This window comes from Mariniplasma anaerobium, assembly GCF_016865445.1.
GTDB classification, from domain to species: domain Bacteria; phylum Bacillota_I; class Bacilli_A; order Acholeplasmatales; family Acholeplasmataceae; genus Mariniplasma; species Mariniplasma anaerobium.
Genome location: NZ_AP024412.1, coordinates 1,332,885 through 1,355,193, shown reverse-complemented (window position 1 = coordinate 1,355,193; position 22,309 = coordinate 1,332,885). Strand labels below are relative to the sequence as shown.

Sequence of the window (22,309 nt, the reverse complement as noted above, 5' to 3'; positions counted from 1 at the left end):
ATAAATCAGCTAAAACCTTGTATTCTATAAATTATCGTGTATAATATAAATAGACATTAAGTTGTTAGATCTAAATAAAGGAGTATCGTATATGAAAGGCACTGTAAAATGGTTTGACTCTGATAAGGGATATGGATTTATCTCATCAGAAGATAACAAAGACATTTTTGTACACTTTTCAGCAATTCAAACTGAAGGTTACAAAACGTTAGCAGAAGGCGACCAAGTAGAATTTGAAGTTAAAGACGGCGACCGTGGACCACAAGCGGCAAACGTTAATAAAGTATAATTTTAAACATTATCTAGGTAGTAAAAGGGAATTCACAAGATGAATTCCCTCTTCTTTTTTTATTTAGTGAAAACGTTTTACATTTGACATACTTAATTCCTATGTTACAATAAATTCATACAATTTAAGAGCATTACAGAGGTAGCGATGTAAATGAGTACAATTTAGAGTCGGCAGACTATGAAGAATTGGAAAGGTAATCATCGCCGAACAAAATCTTAGGCATAAGATCTTGTGGGGTTATAGGAAATACTTATAACACTCCTACTAAACAGTAGAGGCGCTAGTAAAATAATATTTTATTATGGTAAGTGTCCTCTTGGGTGCTTTTTTTGTTTAAAAAACAAAGAAAAGAGGAAAAGAGTATGAAAAGAATTTTTTTAAGTGTATTATTGTTTGTGTTTGTTTTAGGGTTAGCTAGTTGTGGGAAAACAAGTGAGTTTGATGTTGAAACCCAAACTGAGATTGTTGTTGGTTTAGAAGCTGCATATGCACCATTTAATTGGGCTACACCAACACAAAATGATTTTACTGTAAAATTAGATGGTCAATCTAATATGTATGTCGATGGATTTGATGTTGTTATGGCTGGTGAGATTGCAGATGCATTAGGTCTTGAGTTAGTTGTTAAAGCTATTGAATGGGATGGATTAATTCCAGCATTATTATCAGGTGAGATTGATTTAATTATTGCAGGTATGTCACCAACAGCTGAAAGAGCTCAAACTGTAAATTTTACAGATGAATATTATAGAAGTGAACAAGTTATTGTTGTCAATACAGATGGGAATTATAGTAATGCTACTTCATTATCAGATTTTGATGGAGCTAGAATTGTTGCACAATTAGGAACACTTCAAGATGATTTGATTGATCAAATCAATAATGTTACGCATTTAGATGCATTAAATGATTATCCAACGTTAACAACTTCATTAACTAATCAAGCTGCAGATGGATTTGTTGCAGAACTTCCTGTTGCACAAGGTGTTGTTCAATCTAATCCTGATCAATTCACATATATTTCTTTTACAGAAGGTAATGGATTTACTGTCAGTGATGCAGATGTAGCTGTTGCAGTTGCTCTAAGACAAGAAGATGTAACTTTGTTAGCTTTAATTAATGATATCTTAGCTGGTATTTCAACCGAAACTAGAAATGGATATATGGAAGCTGCACTTACGCGTCAACCACAAGCGTGATTTATGCAACTCTGCCTGGTAGAGATCAGTTTTTTCAAACTGTATGGTATTTGATAGAAACCTATGCCCCATTTTTCTTTAAAGGCATTTACTACACACTTTTATTATCTATTGTTGGAACTGTTGGAGGATTTATTTTATCATTATTTTTAACAGTAATTAGAACAGAAGAAATAGATAAAAGACGAGATCATATCATACAAAAAATCTCTAAAAAATTAGGGCATATATTTACAAATATATATATAACTGTCTTTAGAGGCACACCAATGATTGTACAGGCTATGATATTTTATTATGGTATCTCAAGATTTAGATTATCTTGGTGGACACCTTTAGTTGCTGGACTAACCGTTGTTACACTTAATACAACTGCATATATTGCTGAAGTGATAAGAAGTGGGATTAATGGTATTGATAAAGGGCAAATGGAAGCAGCAAGATCACTTGGATTTTCAAGAAGAAAAGCGATGTTTCTTATTGTTTTACCACAAGCGATTAAAAACTCACTACCTGCTATAGGTAACGAGTTTATCGTGAACTTAAAGGATACTGCAGTTTTATCAGTTATAGGTGTTACAGAGCTATTTAGAGCTACTCAGCTTGCCACAGCACCTAATTATAGAACAACCGAAGGATTTTTTATTGCAGCTTTAATGTATTTAACCTTAACTTATATTACAAGTAAGGTGGTTCATTATTTGGAAAATAGAAAACCTGCAGTAAGAAAGGTTGAAGCACATGTCTGATACAATATTAAGCATACAAAATATTCATAAAAGATTTGGTGATCAACTTGTTTTAACTGGCATCAATTTAGATATACATGAAAAGGAAGTTGTTACCATTATTGGATCTTCTGGTTCTGGTAAAACAACGTTACTTAGATGTTTAAATCTTTTAAATGAACCAGATGATGGGCACATCTATTTTTTAGGTGATGATTTAATGGACTCAAAGACTGATATTGATCATTTGAGAATGAGAATGGGTATGGTTTTTCAATCTTTTAATTTGTTTAATAATAAATCAGTTTTAGACAATTGTACATTAGCGCCTATCAAACTTCTTGGTTTATCAAAAGAAGAAGCAACTAAAAACGCCTATCATTTTTTAGAAAAAGTTGATATGCTAGCTTTTGCCAATCATCCTGTAACAGAGCTTTCAGGTGGACAAAAACAAAGAGTTGCTATCGCAAGAGCATTAACCATGAATCCCAAAATTATGCTTTTTGATGAACCTACAAGTGCTCTTGATCCTGAAATGGTTGGAGAAGTGTTAGAAGTTATTAAAGCATTAGCTCTAGAAGGTATGACTATGGTGATTGTTACACATGAAATGAGCTTTGCAAAAGAGGTATCAGATAGAGTTGTTTTTATGGACCAAGGTGTCATTGCAGAAATAGGGACACCAGAGCAAATATTTGAAAAACCTAAAGAAATTAGAACACAATTATTTTTGAAAAGATTTGTCAAAAATGAAAACACTTTGTGAAAAAGTGTTTTTTTTTCTGCGGTTGTTTATGTTAGCGTTTTTATGATATAATAAATTCAAAGATGGGAGCGTTGATAGTATGGAGAAAGATATATTAGAGGTAGAGCGAAAACATCTAAGTAATGTCATAAAAGAATGCGATGAAAAGCATTTGCTTGAGGTAGAAGACAAGTTCAAATTGACATATACTTATGATGCGGTTGGCATGGGAGAAAATAGGATCCCTTATGAAGATGTAAAACGTTTAAGCCAATCAAAAGCTTTACTGGAGTATAGCGAAAGAGAACAAAAAGAAATATTGAATCATCTTAAAGCTTATGAATTCGTTAAAAACGAAGCAAAAAGCACTAAAGTATTTGATGAAGAAAAATTAAAAGATATCCACGAAATTTTAGTAGAAGGCATATTCCAAGGCGGTTGCTACAGAAATGTAAATATTAATATATTTGGTGCAGCCCATCAGCCACCAGATCATATTAAAGTATACGATCGCATGGCTAAATTCTTTAGAAATTTAGAGCAATTTAAAGGTAATCCGTTAGAAAAAGCAACATATGCACATGCAAGTATTGCAAAAATTCATCCATTTGTAGATGCAAATGGTAGATTAGCTAAATTGGTTTTAAATTACTTCTTAATTAAAGAGGATTTCCTACCGATTTCCATTCCACTAGAATCACGTGAAACATATATAGCAAAACTAGAAAAGTTTAAAATAGAAAAAGATTTAACCCCATTAACAAATTTCTTTAAAGACCTACTTATAAAACGATATGAAGAAGTCTTAAAAGAGTTAGATATTTGAGTGCTTAATTGCACTCTTTTCTATGTGATTTTTACATAGATTTATGTTAAAATAAGAACAGGTGATAAAATGTCAATAATAATAGGTGAGAATCAAAAATTAACGGTCGATAGAAAGACTGATATCGGGTATATGCTAACAAGTGAACAAGATGAAGTATTTCTTCATTTTAATGAAAGTTTGCACCAACCATTAAATCCAGGGGATTTAGTTGATGCATTTTTATATTTAGACCATAAAGGACGTGTAGCAGCTACACTTAAGGTCCCTTATATTACAGTAAATAAACCAGCTTTTTTAACAGTTAAAGATGTTCATCCTGATTTAGGAGTCTTTCTGGATATGGGTATATCTAAAGATGTTTTATTGTCTCAAGATGATTTACCGTTTAATACTGCCTTGTGGCCCATTATTGGCGACAAGATTTATGTTGTTCTACATATCAAGGGTAAAATGGTTGCAAAACTCGCAACTAGAGCAGATATTATATTAGAACCAAAAGAAGAACTTAAAGTAAAAGATGAAGTAGTAGCATATCTACAAAACATTGGACGATATGGACTTAATTTCTTATCAGAAGAAGGTCATTTAGTATTTGTTCATGAATCTATGTATCAAGGCACTTATAGATTAGGTCAAGAGGCAAAAATCAATGTAACGTTTATATCAGATAAAGGTATTACTGGATCTTTAATAGAACAAAAAGAAGTTAGAATATTTGATGATGCTAATATAGTTTTATCTACTTTAATTAGACATGGTGATTTAGATTTAGACTCCAATAGTTCTCCTGAAGACATAAGACAAACTTTTGATATGAGTAAAAAAGCATTTAAGCGTGCTATAGGTCACTTATATAAGGAGCGGAAAATTGACTTTGTTGATGGAAAAACAATTTTAGTTAAAAAAGATGGAAAATAACAAAAGAGAAGTTAAAGATCCTTTTGCAGAATATGATAAATTCTGGGATGAATTAGATAAAGCTGAAGAAATTAGAGACGATGAAGATTATTTTAAAGAACGCTCAATATATAAAGATCAAAAATATAAAAAACCAAATAAAAATAAACTAAATACTAAAATCAATGTGATTTCAAATGCTTCAATTTTATTTTTCATATTTGGGTTTGTTGTACTTTTTATTTTTTTAGGAAATTTCACAATGGGTAGAATTATGTTTGTGCTACCATCGTTTATTATATTTGGAGTGTTCATGTTTATCGTATTAAGTATTATATCAAAACTAAAAAATCAATAGTAGGGTGATTATATGAATCAAAATAAATTAGTAGAAAATGTAACGTCAAGAGATGAAGATTTCGCACAATGGTATACAGATTTATGCTTAAAAGCAGAATTGATGGACTATAGTGATGTCAAAGGTTTTATTATATATAGACCATATGGCTATGCAATATGGGAAGGTATCCAAAAGTATTTGGATCAAAAGTTCAAAGAAACTGGACATGAAAATGTTTATATGCCTTTGGTTATACCAGAATCTTTGTTTCAAAAAGAAAAAGATCATGTAGAAGGGTTTGCACCTGAGACTGCGATGATCACAACAACCGGTGTTGAAGAATTAAGTGAAAGACTTATCATTAGACCAACATCAGAAACACTATTTTGCACACATTACCAAAAAATAATTAATTCTTATAGAGATTTACCTAAAAAATATAATCAATGGTGTTCAGTAGTCAGATGGGAAAAAACAACCCGTCCATTTTTGCGTGGAAAAGAATTTTTATGGCAAGAAGGTCATACTGTTCATCAAACTGAAGAAGAAGCTAGAAAAGAAACTTTAGATATGTTAGACATATATACTGATTTAGGAAAAGAACTATTAGCAATTCCTTTTGTTACAGGTAGAAAAACGGAAAAAGAAAAATTTGCTGGAGCAGTAGAAACGTATTCTATAGAAGCACTTATGCATGATGGACAAGCGCTACAATCAGGTACAACACATTATTTTGGACAAGAGTTTTCTAAAGCCTTTGATATCAAATTCCAAGACGAAAGAAATAAATTCCAATTTGCATATCAAACATCTTGGGGAGTATCAACCAGACTTATAGGTGCAGTTATTATGGTACACGGTGATAATGAAGGACTAGTTTTACCTCCTTATATTGCGCCTACACAAATCATAATTATTCCTATTCAAGGGAAAAAAGAAAGTGTTAAACAAGCAACAGAAACTTTATATACAAGTTTAAAAGACTTGGGATATAGAGTTAAAATAGATGATTCAAATAAATCTCCAGGATGGAAGTTTAGTGAATATGAAATGAAAGGTGTTCCTATACGTATAGAAATAGGGCCACGTGATTTAGAAAGAAATGAAGTTGTAGTTGTAACTAGACACAACAGAGAAAAGACAGCATATCAAGTTGAAGATGTAGCTTCAAATATGAAAGATATCTTAAAAGATATGCATGAAAAAATGTATCAAAATGCATTAGATCATGTAAATAAAAATACATATGAAGCATCTACCTATGATGAATTTAAAGAACTTATTAAAAAAGGTGGATATGTTGCGATGAGTATCTCTGGTGAAGAAGCAGAATTACAAATAAAAGCAGATACAACTGCTACTGCTAGAGTTATTCCATTTGAACAAAAACTTATTACTAAAATTTGTCCAGTAACTGGAGAAAAAGCTATTCAAACCGTATGGTTTGCTAGAGCTTACTAATTTTTGTATAATATAACTACATTTAAGTATCTAAAAGAGGTGAGATGATGCAAGGTTCAATCATTAAAAATACAATTCAGTTAGATAAAGAGGCTAGAATAAAAATAGATGAACTAAAAAAAGAAAAAGATCATCTTGATGAACGCCTTAAAACTGAAACTGTTAAACTACAAAAATCATATGATCAAGATAATAAAAAAATCTTAGACGAAAGAAAAACTTCTTATCAAGAAGAAATTAAAGCGCGTCAAGAAAAAGAAAAAAATACATATGATAAAACACTAAAAGATATTCAAAAACAATATAAAGAAAATAGAGATAGTTGGATTAAAGATATTTATGAGGCTTGTATAAAACCATAATAAGAGGGTGAGAAGATGAGTTCTTGGTCTAATAATGCACTTATATCAAAAGCAAAATCAATGTATGGACAGTTTCTAAAACCATCTGATTATGAAAAACTAATTAAATATCATAGTGTATCTGACTTAGTAGCATTTTTAAAGAAACACCCCCACTATCAAGATATTTTAAAAGATGTTTCAGAGAATGCTATTCATAGAGGTAATTTAGAAGCCTTAATAAAGAAAAATGCATTTGATAATATTTTAAAATTGATGAAATCAGTTTATTCAAAAGATGCTGAATATTATGAACTAAATATTGTGAAACAAGAAAATGAAATTATTTTATCAGTAATCAGAACTTTTATTTCTGATGAAATTGAAGACAATAAAGGGAAAATACCTTATTTTTTTGATACGCATTCAGAGATAGATATTAAAAAAATACTTAAAGTAGAAAGCTTTGAAGCACTCATTGAAGCACTTAAAGGGACACCTTATGAAAATATTTTAGTTCCCTATTACACTAAAAATAAAGATAATATTCGATATTTAGATATTGAACATGCTTTAGAATCTTATTATTATGATCAAGCATTTATGCGTATTGAAAATAATTATAAAGGGAAATTAAAAAAAGATTTAGAAGCAATATTCCAAACAAGAATAGAATTGTCAAATATTATTAAAATATATCGTTTAAAGAAATTTTATCATTCAGACCCAGTTACAATCAAAAGTGTATTGGTAAGAAAACATAGTAGAATCAATGAAAAGAGAATTGATGAAATGATTGCTTTAAAAGATCCTGATAAGATTTTAGGATATCTAGCAAATTCGGAATATCAATTGTTTAAAAATGATAAAGATTACGTTTATATTGAATATTATGCTGGACAAATCAGATATGACTTAGCTAAGAAATTTATGTATTTTTCAACTGAAGTACCAAAAATTTATACAGCTTTTATAACACTTGCTGAAATAGAAATAGAAAACATAACTAACATTATTGAAGGTATTAGATATCAAGTTAGTGAAATTGAAATGAAACAAATGTTAATTTATTAGGAGGAAAAAGATGGCTATAGCAAAAATAAAACTTGTAGATATCACTTCTAATACAACAAATTTAGATTCTGTTTTAACAAGGTTCGTAGATCTTAAGGATTTTCATCCAGTATTAGCTAGCGAAATTGTTGAAAGAGTACATGGTTCAACTTCATTTGTTGCAGAAAACCCTTGTCAACCCTTACTTCAAGATTTAGATGAAATCGAGAAGAAATATGAATTAAATCTTCCAAACATTGAGTTAAAAGATTATAATTATAATTTTAATGAAATGTATGACTACATGACAGAAATCAAAGAAAGATTAAATACTGAAGTTGATCATATTAAAGAGTTGCAGGATTTTATTAGAAAATACAATGATGCATTAATACAAGTTCATAATATAGAGAGTTTAGATATTCCATTAGATGATTTATTCGCTTGTGAATTTATTTCAATTCGATTTGGTCGATTACCTAATGATAGTGTAGAAAAATTAAGATTTTTCCAATCTAGACCTTTTGTATTTAAATCTTTTAATCATGATGCAAATAATAGTTGGTGTATGTATTATACGACTGATGAATATAAACGAGAAGTGGATAATATATTCTCTTCATTATTCTTTGAACGTATTCACATTCCTGACTTTGTACATGGTAAACCAAAAGATGCAATTGCTGCATTAGAAGAAGAAATTAAACAAGCACAAAAAATGATTGATCAATATAAAGCTGATATGTATGATATTACATGTGGATGTAGCAATCGTTTAGCGTGTATTAAAAGCGAGTTATTATTCTTAAATCGTAGTTTTGAAGCTAAAAAATATGTTGTTGGACTTGGTGATAAATTCACTATTTCAGGTTTTACTGAAGAGCATAATGTTGATAAAGTCCAAGCTGCATTTTCTGATATTAAAGATGATATAGACATTGAAATTCAGGATGCAGATAGCGATAAAAGAATTACACCACCTACAAAACTAAAAAATGGTTGGTTTTCTAAACCATTTGGAATGTTTGTAGAAATGTATGGATTGCCAGGTTATAAAGATATTGATCCAACTCCATTTGTTGCAATTACATATTCCATATTATTTGGAATGATGTTTGGAGATTTAGGACAAGGTCTAGTCTTAGCACTCATTGGTTGGCTAGCTTATAAATATAAAGGCATGCAACTAGGAGCAGTAGGCATTAGAATTGGATTGTCTTCAGCGGTATTTGGACTTATCTATGGATCAGTTTTTGGCAATGAAGAACTCTTAAATCCGCTTTATAGGGCAATAGGATTTGCTGAAAAACCGGTGCATGTCATGGATTCAGAATTTACAATGACGCTACTTATTATTGCAATTGGTTTTGGAGCATTCTTGATTGTTGTCTCGATGATATTAAATATTTTTACACTTTTGAAGAAGAAACGATATGCAGAAGTTATTGCATCTCATAATGGTTTTGCAGGACTATTATTATATGGATTTATTCTTGTTGGAGTAGCACTCCAATTTGGATTGCAAATTCAAGTATTTAATATATTTACGATTTTGTTGTTTCTTGGAATTCCATTGGTTCTTATTTTCTTTAAAGAACCACTTGAGAGAAGATTTCGAGGGCACAAATTGTTTCCAAATGGTTTTGGTGGATTCTTTGTAGAAGGATTCTTTGAATTATTTGAAATTGTTTTATCTTATATTACAAACACCTTATCATTTTTACGTGTTGGTGGATTCTTGCTTGTACATGCAGGGATGATGTTAGTTGTAACAAGTCTGATGACAATGGTTGGTGGATCAGGAAGTATATTGGTCTTAATTTTTGGTAACATATTTGTTATGGGCTTAGAAGGTATGATTGTAGGTATTCAAGTCTTGAGACTTGAGTTTTATGAAATGTTTTCTCGCTATTACGAAGGTAACGGCGTTGCGTTCAACGCTTTAAATTTATAAATCTGGAGGAATATAAAAATGTATTTAAGTTTAATAGAAGTCTTATTACCATTATTATTAGTAGTTTTGATTACTCTACCTTTAATTAAAGTATTTAGAGGTAAGGTAACAGTTCAGTCTGCAAAAAGAAGATTGTTAACTCATATTGCAGGATTTTTTACAGTTATTGTAGGTGTATTTGTCCTACAAATGTTTATTAGTCCACAAATCTATGCAGCAGAAGGTGATCCAGTATCTATTGTTGGAACATTTGCTCAAGGTCTTGGATTCTTAAGTGCAGCACTGGCTACAGGTATGTCAGCTCTTGGTGCAGGTATTGCAGTAGCAGCCGCAGCTCCAGCAGCAATTGGTGCATTTTCTGAAAATGAAAAGAACTTTGGTAAATCACTTATCTTTGTTGCACTTGGTGAAGGGGTTGCAATTTATGGACTACTTATATCAATTTTAATTATTAATAATTTAGGTTAATCGAAAGAAGGATTTTAATGAAATTTTTCTTACTTAGTGACAATGTAGATAGTCTTGTAGGTATGAGATTAGTGGGCATTGATGGTGTTATCGTTCATGAAAGAAAAGAATTTTTACTTGCACTTGAAGATGCATTAGAAGATCCTTCTATTGCAGTTATTTTAGTGACGACTAAACTTGTGAATCTTGCACCTAATGTTATTTCAGAATTAAAACTTACTCAATCAAGACAACTTATTGTTGAAATACCAGACAGACATGGTGGTGCTAATATCGGAGAAGAGATTGACCGATACATTAGTGAAGCTATTGGCGTCAAGCTGTGAGGTGAGGATATTGGCATATTACAATGAAGACCAGCTTTACCGTTACTTTGAAAAAGCAATAAATAAAGAAGCAGATGTAAAATTAAGTGCACTCAGAAAAGAAATCGATTATTTATATGCAAAAGAAATGAAAAAAATCAAAGATAACTTAATGGTAAAAAAGAATTTACAATTAAATAAAGAACTAAGAGAACTTCAAATAGAATATCAAGATCAGATAAATAAAATTGGTGTTGGATTTGATGGAAAACTTATTAAAGAGAGATCGTTTATGATTAATATGGTTTTTCAAAGTGTTTTATTAGAACTTGGAGATTTTATTCAAACTAAAGATTATGATAATTTGATGAATAAAAAAATCAAAGAAATCAATGATTACGTTAAAAATAAAAAAGTTATTTTTAACATATCTAAAATTGATCAAAGAATAACAGATGTTATCAAAAAAACCATGACATCATCATATGAAATTAAAGTTTCACATGATATTCGTATTGGTGGTTTTATTGTTGAAATACCATCAGATAAAGTTGAAATTGATGAAACGATTGATACTAATCTCAAAGAGAGAAAAGAATGGTTCTTTAAGAACTCTAAACTTTTCATTAGAACTTAGGAGGTAGCCATGACTAAAAATCAAATTTACTCGATTAACGGTCCTGTTGTTACCGTTAAAAATGCTGTTGATTTTCATATGCTTGAAATGGTTTATGTTGGAAAACAAAAACTTTTAGGTGAAGTTATTTCAATTAGCAAAGAAAAAACAACCATTCAGGTTTATGAAGTAACCACTGGTATTGTACCTGGTGAACCTGTATATCCTACAGGAGAGCCAATATCTGCGTTATTAGGACCTGGTTTATTAACGAATATTTTTGATGGGATTGAACGCCCTTTAAAAGAAATCGCTAAAGAAGAAGGTATCTATATACCTACAGGTAGTGATGTTGAACCACTTGATAAAACTAAAAAATGGGATGTCAAAATTACTGTTAAAAAAGATGACCTTCTTAAATTCGGGCAGATTTATGCGACTATTCAAGAAACTGATATGATAGAGCATAGACTTATGGTCCCTAAAGGATTTGATGGAAGAGTCATTGAAGTTAAAAAGAGTGGAACTTATACATTGTTTGATTGTATCGTTAAAACAGAGGATACACACGGAAATGTTTACGAATTAAATCTTACACAGAAATGGCCAATTAAAACAGCTAGACCTGTTTTTCAAAGACTACCTATCTCTAAACCTTTAATTAGTGGTCAACGTGTTATTGACACACTTTTTCCGATTGCTAAAGGTGGAACAGCTGCTGTACCAGGTGGATTTGGAACTGGAAAAACTATGATGCAACATCAATTTGCAAAATGGTGTGATGCTGATATTATTATTTATGTTGGTTGTGGTGAACGTGGAAATGAAATGACACAAGTTTTAGAAGAATTTGGTGAATTAATTGATCCACGTACAAATAAACTTTTACTAGATAGAACTGTATTAATCGCAAATACATCAAATATGCCAGTTGCGGCTCGTGAAGCAAGTATATATACAGGTGTTACCATTGCAGAGTATTATCGTGATATGGGATATCATGTTGCAGTGATGGCGGATTCTACATCAAGATGGGCCGAAGCTCTTCGTGAAATCAGTGGGCGCTTAGAAGAGATGCCAGCTGAAGAAGGATTTCCTGCATATCTTCCATCTCGTATTGCTCAGTTTTATGAGAGAGCTGGATATATGGAAACGTTAAATCATGCAGAAAGTTCAGTAACTATTATTGGAGCTGTATCTCCACAAGGCGGAGATTTTTCAGAACCTGTCACACAGAACACAAAACGCTTTGTAAGAAGCTTTTGGGCATTAGATAAGCAATTAGCTTATGCAAGACATTATGCAGCTATCAATTGGAATACAAGCTATTCTGAGTATGTCTTAGATTTAACTAAATGGTATGATCAAAATGTTGGATTATCATTTTTAACTAATAGAAAAGAAATCATGGCTGTGTTAGCTGAAGAAAATAAATTGTTAGAAATTGCTAAACTTATTGGTGCAGATATATTACCTGATGATCAAAAACTTATTATTGAAATTGGTAAAGTGATTCGTTATGGCTTTTTACAACAAAATGCCTTTCATAAAGATGATACATATGTACCATTAGAGAAACAAAATTTAATGATGGCTGTTATTTTATATTTATATGATAAAGCTAAGCACTATATTGAAGAAGGTAAATCACTTAATTTATTATTAGAAACTAGTATTTTTGATCAAGTCATAAAAATGAAATATGATGTACCAAATGATCAACTCGATCAATTTGATCAATATTATAAATCAATAGATCGTACGATAAAACGTATAAAATAGGAGGGAAATCATGAATCTCCAATATATAGGATTAGATGAGATCAAAGGTCCCTTAATCTTTTTAGATGATGTTGAAGGCGTTGGATTTGAAGAAATGGTAGAAATCAAGTTGCCCGATCAACCATCTAGATTTGGACGTGTTGTCCAAATTGAAGGGAAAAGAGTTGCGATTCAAGTATTTCAAGGAACGCAAAATATCTCACTAACAAACACAAAAACTAAATTCTCTGGACATCCTGTTGAAATGTCATTATCTAAAGAAATTTTAGGTAGAATATTTAATGGTTCAGGTAAACCAATTGATGGATTAGGTGAGGTTTATATTGACGAAACCAGAAATATAAACGGACATCCGCTTAACCCTGTAGCAAGAGTTTATCCAAGAAACTTTATTCAAACAGGTATTTCATCTATCGATGCATTAACAACTTTAATTCGTGGACAAAAATTACCTATTTTTTCAGGTTCTGGTATGCCACATAATGAATTAGCTGTACAAATTGTTAAGCAAGCGAAGATTGCTGAAGATCAAGGTGATAATTTTTGTATTGTATTTGCTGCTATGGGTGTTAAAAATGATGTTGCCGACTATTTCAAAAGACAATTTGAAGAAGCTGGTGTTATGCACAAAGTTGTGATGTTTTTAAATCTTTCAAATGAACCAATCATTGAAAGAACATTAACACCAAGATTTGCTTTAACTGCAGCTGAATATTTAGCTTTTAAACATGATATGCATGTTTTAACCATACTTACAGATATGACATCATATTGTGAAGCCTTAAGAGAATTTTCTTCTTCTAAAGGTGAAATTCCAGGTCGTAAGGGCTATCCAGGATATTTATATTCAGATCTTGCATCATTATATGAACGTGCGGGTATTGTAAAAAGTGCTAAAGGATCAGTTACACAAATTCCTATTTTAACAATGCCTAATGATGATATCACACATCCTATTCCAGATTTAACTGGATATATTACAGAAGGTCAAATCGTATTAAGTAGAGAATTAGGACAAGTTGGTATTTATCCTCCTGTTGGTATTCTACCTTCATTATCGAGACTTATGAAAGACGGTATTGGTGATGGGTATACAAGAGATGACCATTCATCAGTAAGTAATCAACTTTTTGCATCATATGCACAAGTTCAAGACGCAAGAAGTCTTGCATCAGTTATTGGTGAAGATGAATTGAGTCCAGTAGATAGAAAATATATTGAATTTGGAAAATTGTTTGAAAAACATTTTTTAGATCAAGGATTTGAAACCAATAGAGATATCATTGATACTCTTGATTTAGGATGGGATTTACTATCCGTGCTTCCAAAAGATGAACTTCATCGTGTAGATGAAAAAGTTTTAGATAAATTTTACCATCATGAAAAAGCAGTTGAGAGATTTAACATCGTAACTAAGCCAATCATTAATGAGCTTAAGGGAGATGAGAGACATGAATAATCAAGTTTTTCCTACCAAAGGGAATTTGATGACAATTCAAAAGTCTAATGAATTAGCTAAAAAAGGTTATGAACTCATGGATAGAAAAAGAAATATATTAATTCGTGAAATGATGACTTTATTAGATGATGTCAAATTATTGAGAAATGAGATTTCTGATACATTTGCCAAAGCTTATAGAGCACTACAAGAAGCTAATATTACTTTGGGTATTGTTTCTGATATTGCAAAATCGATACCAATTGATTCAGGATTAAGTGTCACTTATCGATCAGTGATGGGTGTGGAAATTCCTAAAGTAACTCACGTGTCTACACCAGTTAAAGTCACTTATGGTATTGGAGCTACAAATACAAAGTTTGACTATGCATATAAAATGTTCCAAAAGGTTCGGGATTTAACTGTAAAATTAGCGGAAATTGATAACGCGACGTATAGATTAGCTAATGCAATTAGAAAAGCACAAAAAAGAGCTAATGCATTAGAAAATGTCGTTATTCCAAGATTTCAAGCAAATATTAAATATATTTCAGAGGTTTTAGAAGAAAAAGAACGCGAGGCATTTATTAGACAAAAAATGATAAAGAGCCAACAAGATAAGAAACAATCATTAGAATAATAAACTGCATTGAATGCAGTTTATTTTTTTATATAAGCATAAAAAAAGTGAATAAAATCTATTCACTTTTATTTTCTATATTCTTTTTGAGAGATTTCTTTTTCACTTTTTTTTCAGGAACTGGATCATATTTAGGTTTAAACAAAGGATTACAAGTAAGCACTCTTTTTGTAGTCAAAAAAGAAGCTTTAAAAAAATTAAAGCGTTCATAAGAAGTTTTTGCATAAGCACTACAAGTAGGGGTGTGTCTACACTTGTGATTACTGTTTGGAGATATTTCTTTTTGGTACCACTCAATGAGTTTAATTGCATTTTTATTCATAATTTCACCATCTTTATTATATCACTACTTGATGATTATGTTAAATTTTAGATTTCATGTATAACATCTATATTCTTGTTATTTTTTATGCTATAATAAAAGTATAGAAACTGAAAACGATTACAGGAGGTAAAGGATGAAGGAGTATACCACCAAAGAGATTCGCAACATAGCCATCTTAGGACACCAGGGAACTGGAAAAACAAGCATGTCAGAATCATTATTATTTGTTTCTGGCGGTATCGAAAAAAAGGGAGAAGTTGAAAGAAAAAACACTGTTTCTGATTATTTAGTTGAAGAACAAAATAAACAAACTAGTCTTTCTTTGAGTTTAATTCCAGCAGAATGGAAAAACTACAAACTTAATTTCTTAGACGTACCAGGCAGCGATGAATTTGTAGGAGATTTAAATCAAGCATTAGAAGTTGTTAAAGGCGCAATTATATTAATCGATGCATCAAAAGGTGTTGAAGTTGGTACTGAACGCGTTTGGAATGAAGTAAGAAAACGTCATATACCTGCAATACTTTTTATTAACAAAATGGATAAAGAAAATGTCAAGTTCGAAAAAGTATTAGAAGAAATAAGAGAAAAACTTGGTAAAAAAGCTGTACCATTTGCATGGCCAATTGGTCATGAAGAAAATTTTGAAGGTTTCGTAAATGTTGTTGATATGAATGCAAGAATTTATGATGGTGATGTATGTAAAGATGCAGAAATTTGGGAAGAAAAAAGACCTAAAATTGATGAACTACATAATCTAATCATAGAAAGTGTTGCTGAAACATCAGAAGAATTATTAGAACTTTATTTATCAGGCGAAGAAATTCCTGATGAAAAAATCAAACAAACACTACATAAGAGTGTTATTGAAGGCGAACTAACACCTGTAATTGTAGGTAGTGCTACAAAAACAATTGGTATTGAAACATTATTAAATATGTTAATTGATTATTTACCTGCACCAGATGAATTAGCACCTTTGACTGCTATAGATCAAAAAACTAAAGAAGAAGTAACACGTTTAACACATGATGATGAACCATTTTCAGCATATGTTTACAAAACAGTTGTTGATCCTTTCTTAGGCACAGTTAATTTAGTTAAAATTAATTCAGGTATTTTAACCTCTGGACAAGAAATTGTGATACCAAATACACAACAACAAAAAAAGATTTCAAATCTATCAGCAATTAGTGGAAAGAATCTTATTGAACAAACAACTTTCCATGCTGGCGATATGTGTGCAATTGCAAAAATGGATGGTATTGAAACAGGATTTACATTATCTGATCCAAAAAATGAAATCATGTATGAACCTGTTAAACAACCAACACCAGTTATTTATATTGCAGTACATCCAAAAAATAAAAATGATGAAGATAAAATTTCAATGGCACTTCATAGAATCAATATCGAAGATCCAACCTTTGAAATATTAAGAAATAAAGAAACAGCACAACTTTTATTAGGTGGTCAAGGAATGACCCACTTAAACTATGTTTTAGAACGTATGAAAAATATGTTTAAAGTTGAAGTTGATGTTCAAGATCAAAAAATCGTATATAGAGAAACAATTAAAAAGCAAGTTGAAGCAGAAGGTAAACATAAGAAACAATCAGGCGGCGCTGGTCAATTTGGTCATGTTAAAATCCGTTTTGAACCATCTAAAGAATTATTCGTATTTAAAGAAGAAGTATTTGGTGGTGCAGTTCCTCGTAATTACTACCCAGCTGTTGAAAAAGGGTTAATTGAAACATTTGAACATGGTCCTTTAGCAGGATTCCCTGTGATTAATATTAAAGCGACTTTATTTGATGGATCTTACCATCCAGTAGACTCAAATGAACTTTCATTTAAACTTGCAGCTTCTCTAGCTTTCAAAGATGCAGTTAAAACTTGCCAACCAACTATTTTAGAACCAATAGTCAAAGTCGAAGTTACAGTTAAAGACCAATACGTTGGTGATGTAATGGGCGATATGAGTAAACGTAGAGGTCATGTAATTGGTATGAACCAAGTTGAAGGATTCCAAGTTGTTGTAGCGGAAGTTCCAGAAGCTGAAATCGTATCTTACGCAATTGATTTAAAAGCTTTAACTCAAGGGTCAGGTTCTTTCTCACGTGAGTTTGTTAGATATGATGAAGTACCAAATCAACTTATAGATAAAATTGTAGAAGCATATAAAAAGTAAAACAGACAAAGCCCAACTAACATTGTTTAGGAGGGCTTGTTATGTTTTGTGAGATATGTAAGAAAAAAATAACAACTAGAAAACATCTTTTTAACATTTTTAAAATCAATAGACATCATATTTGTGAGTTATGTTATCAAAAATATCCTTTAATACCAAAACGAAGTATGATTCCAATTAAAGGAGGTGTCATGATATGGCAGAGCCTTATACAAACTAGTGATGATATCTCACCCTTAGCACATATGTCTTTTTATAAACCATATATCATAGATTTTATGCATAACTTTCATACACATATTTTACTAATTGATGATTATTTAAATGAAGAATTATTGAATTTATATGACTCCATAAAGCTTGGTGACATATATTTCTTGACACTATATGATAAAATAGAATAAAAGGAGAATGACTATGAAATTCGAAATTTTAGGAAAAAATGGATTCGTTCCAACAAATGCAATTAAAGATTACGCTGAAAAAAGATTTACTAAAGTAATATCCTTTTTTGGTCCAGAAGTAGTTGATGAGATCAGAGTTGTATGTAAAGTATACAAAGATCATCACAAAGTTGAAGTAAATGTATTTGCGAAAAAGACTATCGTAAGAGCTGAGGTTTCTGATAAAGATATGTATTCAGCAATCGATAGAGCAAATGATAAGTTAGTTTCACAAATAAGAAGATATAAAGATAAACTTAAAAATCATCTGGAAAAAGAAGGAATCAGACAAGCTTATTCAAACGAATTTGATGCTGAGCAATTAGAAAAAGATATTTTAGCAGCTCAGCTTGTTAAAAATAAAAAAATTGATTTACAACCAATGACAGCACAAGAAGCTATTTCAGCAATGGAATTATCAGGACACGGCTTTTATGTGTTTCTAGATCGCGAAACTAGAAAGACTAATGTTGTTTATAGAAGAGATGATGGAGATTTTGCCATCATAGAAACACAACCTATTTAAGGAAGCAATTGCTTCCTTTTTTTTTGAAATCGTTTTTATTTAATAAAAATTGACTTTCACTTGAATTTTTATGTTAGAAGAGTATAATAATAGGGGTTATAGACCTAGCACATGCATTTATAGCACATCATTAAAGGAGATGAAGTTTACATGGTTGATATTTACATATTTTTATTTTATTTAGCGATTACTTTATTAGCAGGATTTGTTTTTGGGAAACTTGCTGAATTAATAAAAATTCCAGAAATTACAGGGTACATTATTGCAGGGGTTTTATTAGGACCTTCTGTATTTAATATTGTTGGGGTTGAAGCAGTTAATAGTTTTGATATCATAACTAATTTTGTATTAGGTATTATTGCATATCAAATTGGTACTGAATTATGGATACCAAAGGTTAAAAAAAGCGGGAAATCAATTTTAACAATTACATCTGTTCAAGCATTGGCTACAGCATTAATCGTGTTTTTATTTATTTACTTAATTGATGGTAGATTATGGTTAGCTCTTACGCTTTCAGCAATTGCAACAGCAACTGCACCAGCACCAATCATGGTTATCGTTAAAAAATTACGAGCTAAAGGTCCTGTTACAGATACTGTTATTCCAGTTGTTGGTATTGATGATATGTTTGGGGTTATTATCTTTGGATTATTCACCTCTATTGCAGTAGCAACTATTGGTAATGGGAATTTAAGTTTAGAAAATGCGTTAATAGAACCGTTAATTGAAGTGTTCTTATCTATTGCAGTAGGTTCAGTATTTGGACTAGTATTAGGCGCAATATCAAAATTCTTTGTTTATAAACTTCCAAAAAGAGACAAATATATTGCATATCTAGTATTTTCATTATCTAGTGTTTTAATTGCAGTTTATATTGCACATACATATAGCTTATCAATGATTTTAACACCTATGATGATTGGTATGGTATTTACAAACTTTATTAAAAAAGAACCATTTGAAATTCAAGGTGCTGCATTATCAAACTTTAGTGGACCATTAATCATTGTATTCTTTACACTTGCAGGAGCACAATTATCATTATCTGTTTTAAAAAGCGCAGGTTTAGTTGCAGTTCTTTATATAGTTTTTAGAAGTATTGGTAAAATTGGTGGTGCTTATTTAGGTGCTGTTATGGCTAAGTCACCAAAAGTTGTTAAAAATAATACAGGGTTTTGTTTACTTTCTCAAGGTGGGGTTGAAATTGGTATGTTAGTTGCCGTTTCATCAATATTCCCTGCAGAGCAAGCAATTTTCATTAAAACAGTTGTTTTAGCTGGTATTCTATTCTTTGAAATTGTTGGTCCAATTGTTTTTAAATATACAATTGAAAAAATTGGGGAATCCAATGAGCCTAAAGAAGTCGTTATTACAGATGTATCACAACTAGAAGGTTCAAAATAAAATATAAAAAAACCAGTCAATCGACTGGTTTTATTTTTATAAAATTTAAATTTTATAGAGCTTCTTTATATAAAGTTGCTACTTTATCCCAATTTACTACATTGAAGAATGCAGAAATATAATCAGGACGACGGTTTTGATAATTTAAGTAATAAGCATGTTCCCATACGTCTAAAGCTAAAACCGGTGTTCCTTGAGCAAGTGGTGTATCTTGATTTGGTGTAGAGACAACTTTTAAGCCATCTTCTGTAACGATAAGCCAAGCCCATCCACTACCAAAACGAGTTGCTGCTGCATTTGCGAAAGTTTCTTTAAATGCATCAAATGATCCAAATGCTTCATCAATAGCCTTAGCTAGAGCTCCACTTGGTTTTTGACCATTGTTTACTTTTAAGATTGTCCAGAATAATCTGTGATTAAAAAATCCACCACCATTATTTTGTACTGCACCTCTAATGTCTTGTGGTACTAGTGTTAAATCAGCTAATAGTTTTTCAAGTGGTGTGTCTAATTCTGGATATTTTTCTAAAGCCGCATTTAATTTGTTAGTATAGCCTTGATGATGCTTTGTATAATGGATTTCCATAGTTCTAGCATCGATAAATGGTTCTAATGCATCATATGCATAATTTAATTTTGGTAATTCGAATTTCATAGTTAATACCTCCTAATTTATAAGTTTATATTACATCAAAACTTGTGCATATTCAACTCATATGCACAAGTTTATTTAAAAATTATATAATAAAAAATTATAATTATTTTATATAAGTTTCTATTTTTTCTTGATCAATATCGATAAACATAGTTTTTTGGTTTTTAATAAGTACTTTGTAGCCAGGTACTCTTGGAATCTTTTTAATATATTTAACTAGTGTATAGTCAACTGGAATACTAGAAGAAAGCTTTAAACTTGAATAATAAGCTGCTAACATAGAAGCTTTTCTAATAACAAACTCATTTAAGTTATTTGTTTTAACAATCACATGACTACCTGGAGCTCCTCTAACATGGAAAAAATAATCTTCAGATCTAGCTAGTTCATGTGTTACATATTCATTTTGTATATTATTTTTACCAACTAAGTAAGTAGCTTGATCATCTTTTACAGTCAATATATTAGGTGTATGTTTTTGTTTCTTATTTATGTTTTGTTTTTTAGCTTTATATCCATAGGGGATTAGTTCATTTTCGATATCTTTAATATCCTTTTCTGATGCGATATCTATATATGTTTTAAAAGATTCAAAGAGATCAATTAGTATATTATTTTGTTTAATTTGTTGACTGATATGGACGAGTCCACGTTTAGCTTTATGATATGATTTATAAAACTTTTGTGCATTTTCATTTAAAGTTTTTTGAGAGTCTAATACAATTGTCATACCATATATTTCAAGAGTCGATTGTTTTGTATGTAAATCTATTTGACTTTGATAAATATAATCTGCCTTATCTTTATTTTTCAACTGTTCTTTAGAGTCATTAAGAGCTTTTTCTAATTGTTCCTTTTTATTTAAAAGTTTTTTTAAGTGTTTTTCTATAAATAGATGATATGATTGTCTAAATTGTTTATTTACAATTTTTTGGTCATCTAATAAGTCAGATAAAGTTTCATAAGTCTTCTTTTCATGATCACTAGGAAAGATATCCATGAAGTAGCCATTATTTAAGGTTATGTCTTTAGTGGGGTTTAAAACTAAATCAGAAATTTGTAATTGCTTTTCAAATAGAAAGCTTGCAAGTTTTAAAGATATGCCCATATAAGATTTAGTTAGCATTTTAGGATTATCAAGTGTGTTATAGTCAATATGATCAAAAACTTTTTTATCAGTTGGGAAGAATTCAAAGTTTGCACCAGGGATTAATTGTCTACCTGTTTCAAAAAACATTTTTTTATAAGTGTCGACCAAGACATCATTTTTAACAAGAAGAAGATTGGAATGTTTGCCCATCGCTTCGAAAATTAATGACTTATTTACTGGGCCATCAATAAAATCAAAAAGTGTAAAATCAAATATTAAGACTCTATCAGTTAAATATTGTGTTATAGAATTAAGAATTCCACCTTCTAATTGTTTTTTAAGAGTCATTAAAAATTGAGAATTTGTTGTTGATGTTAAAGGTTTTTGTGTTATATATGCAGAAAAAGTACTTGGGTTTAAATCAATTACACATTTATGTTTTTTTCCTTGATGATAAAATTGCATAACAAAAGTTGTCTCGCTAGATAAATATATTTTTTCTAATCGTGACTTTTCTAAATTTATATTAAGTTCCTTTATCAAATATTTAATAAATACACCATCTATGATCATATGACACCTCT

At 30.6% G+C, this 22,309-nt stretch carries 24 protein-coding genes and 1 riboswitch; of the genes, 21 read left to right on the top strand and 3 right to left on the bottom strand.

Annotated elements, in window-relative coordinates; genetic code table 11:
• Positions 1-91 precede the first annotated feature (91 nt).
• The 17 genes from MPAN_RS06460 to MPAN_RS06380 all read left to right on the top strand — a co-directional run bounded on the left by MPAN_RS06460 (position 92) and on the right by MPAN_RS06380 (position 15,088).
• Positions 92-289, top strand: a complete 198-nt coding sequence (locus MPAN_RS06460; RefSeq protein WP_176238801.1) for a cold shock domain-containing protein — start codon at positions 92-94, stop codon at positions 287-289.
• Positions 290-418: 129 nt separating this feature from the next.
• Positions 419-583, top strand: a riboswitch (Lysine riboswitch).
• A 71-nt stretch (positions 584-654) separates the two neighbouring features.
• Positions 655-1,491 carry a transporter substrate-binding domain-containing protein gene (locus tag MPAN_RS06455; protein WP_176238802.1) on the top strand — a complete coding sequence of 279 codons (837 nt, stop codon included), beginning with the start codon at positions 655-657 and terminating at the stop codon, positions 1,489-1,491.
• Positions 1,488-2,240 (top strand): amino acid ABC transporter permease, encoded by a 753-nt coding sequence (locus tag MPAN_RS06450; RefSeq protein ID WP_176238803.1) that lies wholly within the window; start codon positions 1,488-1,490, stop codon positions 2,238-2,240. The genes MPAN_RS06455 and MPAN_RS06450 overlap by 4 nt, the downstream gene beginning before the upstream one ends.
• Positions 2,233-2,985 (top strand): amino acid ABC transporter ATP-binding protein, encoded by a 753-nt coding sequence (locus MPAN_RS06445; RefSeq protein ID WP_231756754.1) that lies wholly within the window; start codon positions 2,233-2,235, stop codon positions 2,983-2,985. The genes MPAN_RS06450 and MPAN_RS06445 overlap by 8 nt, the downstream gene beginning before the upstream one ends.
• A 79-nt stretch (positions 2,986-3,064) precedes the next feature.
• On the top strand, positions 3,065-3,790 hold the full coding sequence (locus tag MPAN_RS06440; RefSeq protein ID WP_176238804.1) for a Fic family protein: 726 nt from the start codon (positions 3,065-3,067) through the stop codon (positions 3,788-3,790).
• A 69-nt stretch (positions 3,791-3,859) separates the two neighbouring features.
• The gene (locus tag MPAN_RS06435; protein ID WP_176238805.1) at positions 3,860-4,711 is read left to right on the top strand and encodes a CvfB family protein; all 852 of its coding nucleotides are present in this window, start codon (positions 3,860-3,862) and stop codon (positions 4,709-4,711) included.
• Positions 4,701-5,048 carry a hypothetical protein gene (locus tag MPAN_RS06430; protein WP_176238806.1) on the top strand — a complete coding sequence of 116 codons (348 nt, stop codon included), beginning with the start codon at positions 4,701-4,703 and terminating at the stop codon, positions 5,046-5,048. The genes MPAN_RS06435 and MPAN_RS06430 overlap by 11 nt, the downstream gene beginning before the upstream one ends.
• 12 nt (positions 5,049-5,060) lie before the next feature.
• Positions 5,061-6,491 carry a proline--tRNA ligase gene (gene proS / locus MPAN_RS06425; protein ID WP_176238807.1) on the top strand — a complete coding sequence of 477 codons (1,431 nt, stop codon included), beginning with the start codon at positions 5,061-5,063 and terminating at the stop codon, positions 6,489-6,491.
• Between the two features lie 44 nt (positions 6,492-6,535).
• A complete protein-coding gene (locus tag MPAN_RS06420; RefSeq protein ID WP_231756753.1) occupies positions 6,536-6,853 on the top strand; it encodes a hypothetical protein in 318 nt (105 codons plus the stop codon).
• Positions 6,854-6,868: 15 nt separating this feature from the next.
• The gene (locus MPAN_RS06415; RefSeq protein ID WP_176238809.1) at positions 6,869-7,906 is read left to right on the top strand and encodes a V-type ATPase subunit; all 1,038 of its coding nucleotides are present in this window, start codon (positions 6,869-6,871) and stop codon (positions 7,904-7,906) included.
• A gap of 10 nt (positions 7,907-7,916) precedes the next feature.
• Complete coding sequence (locus MPAN_RS06410) at positions 7,917-9,839, top strand: V-type ATP synthase subunit I (RefSeq protein ID WP_176238810.1); 1,923 nt, start codon at positions 7,917-7,919, stop codon at positions 9,837-9,839.
• 18 nt (positions 9,840-9,857) lie between these two features.
• Positions 9,858-10,307, top strand: coding sequence for an ATP synthase subunit C (locus MPAN_RS06405; protein WP_176238811.1), 450 nt, complete (start codon positions 9,858-9,860; stop codon positions 10,305-10,307).
• Between the two features lie 17 nt (positions 10,308-10,324).
• A complete protein-coding gene (locus MPAN_RS06400; RefSeq protein WP_176238812.1) occupies positions 10,325-10,633 on the top strand; it encodes a V-type ATP synthase subunit F in 309 nt (102 codons plus the stop codon).
• A gap of 10 nt (positions 10,634-10,643) precedes the next feature.
• Positions 10,644-11,249, top strand: a complete 606-nt coding sequence (locus MPAN_RS06395) for a V-type ATP synthase subunit E (protein WP_176238813.1) — start codon at positions 10,644-10,646, stop codon at positions 11,247-11,249.
• 9 nt (positions 11,250-11,258) lie between these two features.
• Positions 11,259-13,010: a V-type ATP synthase subunit A gene (locus tag MPAN_RS06390; RefSeq protein ID WP_176238814.1), complete on the top strand. Its 1,752-nt coding sequence runs from the start codon at positions 11,259-11,261 to the stop codon at positions 13,008-13,010.
• Between the two features lie 10 nt (positions 13,011-13,020).
• Positions 13,021-14,469 carry a V-type ATP synthase subunit B gene (locus MPAN_RS06385; RefSeq protein WP_176238815.1) on the top strand — a complete coding sequence of 483 codons (1,449 nt, stop codon included), beginning with the start codon at positions 13,021-13,023 and terminating at the stop codon, positions 14,467-14,469.
• A complete protein-coding gene (locus MPAN_RS06380) occupies positions 14,462-15,088 on the top strand; it encodes a V-type ATP synthase subunit D (protein ID WP_176238816.1) in 627 nt (208 codons plus the stop codon). Before MPAN_RS06385 ends, MPAN_RS06380 begins: the two co-directional genes overlap by 8 nt.
• Before the next feature lie 58 nt (positions 15,089-15,146).
• Here MPAN_RS06380 and yidD read toward each other — a convergent pair whose 3' ends face one another.
• Positions 15,147-15,410, bottom strand: a complete 264-nt coding sequence (gene yidD, locus MPAN_RS06375) for a membrane protein insertion efficiency factor YidD (RefSeq protein ID WP_176238817.1) — start codon at positions 15,408-15,410, stop codon at positions 15,147-15,149.
• A gap of 136 nt (positions 15,411-15,546) precedes the next feature.
• On the opposite strand from yidD, the gene fusA reads away from it, so the two are divergent.
• From fusA to MPAN_RS06355, 4 genes are all read left to right on the top strand, one after another.
• The gene (gene fusA / locus MPAN_RS06370) at positions 15,547-17,604 is read left to right on the top strand and encodes an elongation factor G (protein WP_176238818.1); all 2,058 of its coding nucleotides are present in this window, start codon (positions 15,547-15,549) and stop codon (positions 17,602-17,604) included.
• A gap of 191 nt (positions 17,605-17,795) precedes the next feature.
• Positions 17,796-18,008, top strand: a complete 213-nt coding sequence (locus tag MPAN_RS06365) for a hypothetical protein (protein WP_176238819.1) — start codon at positions 17,796-17,798, stop codon at positions 18,006-18,008.
• 13 nt (positions 18,009-18,021) lie between these two features.
• Positions 18,022-18,573 (top strand): ribosome hibernation-promoting factor, HPF/YfiA family, encoded by a 552-nt coding sequence (gene hpf / locus MPAN_RS06360; RefSeq protein ID WP_176238820.1) that lies wholly within the window; start codon positions 18,022-18,024, stop codon positions 18,571-18,573.
• Positions 18,574-18,723: 150 nt separating this feature from the next.
• On the top strand, positions 18,724-19,980 hold the full coding sequence (locus tag MPAN_RS06355; protein ID WP_176238821.1) for a cation:proton antiporter: 1,257 nt from the start codon (positions 18,724-18,726) through the stop codon (positions 19,978-19,980).
• Positions 19,981-20,032: 52 nt separating this feature from the next.
• Here the strand turns inward: MPAN_RS06355 and MPAN_RS06350 are convergent, their stop codons facing one another.
• Both MPAN_RS06350 and MPAN_RS06345 read right to left on the bottom strand, forming a co-directional pair.
• Positions 20,033-20,635, bottom strand: coding sequence for a superoxide dismutase (locus MPAN_RS06350; RefSeq protein WP_176238822.1), 603 nt, complete (start codon positions 20,633-20,635; stop codon positions 20,033-20,035).
• A 103-nt stretch (positions 20,636-20,738) separates the two neighbouring features.
• Positions 20,739-22,298, bottom strand: coding sequence for an Rqc2 family fibronectin-binding protein (locus MPAN_RS06345; RefSeq protein WP_176238823.1), 1,560 nt, complete (start codon positions 22,296-22,298; stop codon positions 20,739-20,741).
• Between the last annotated feature and the right edge of the window lie 11 nt (positions 22,299-22,309).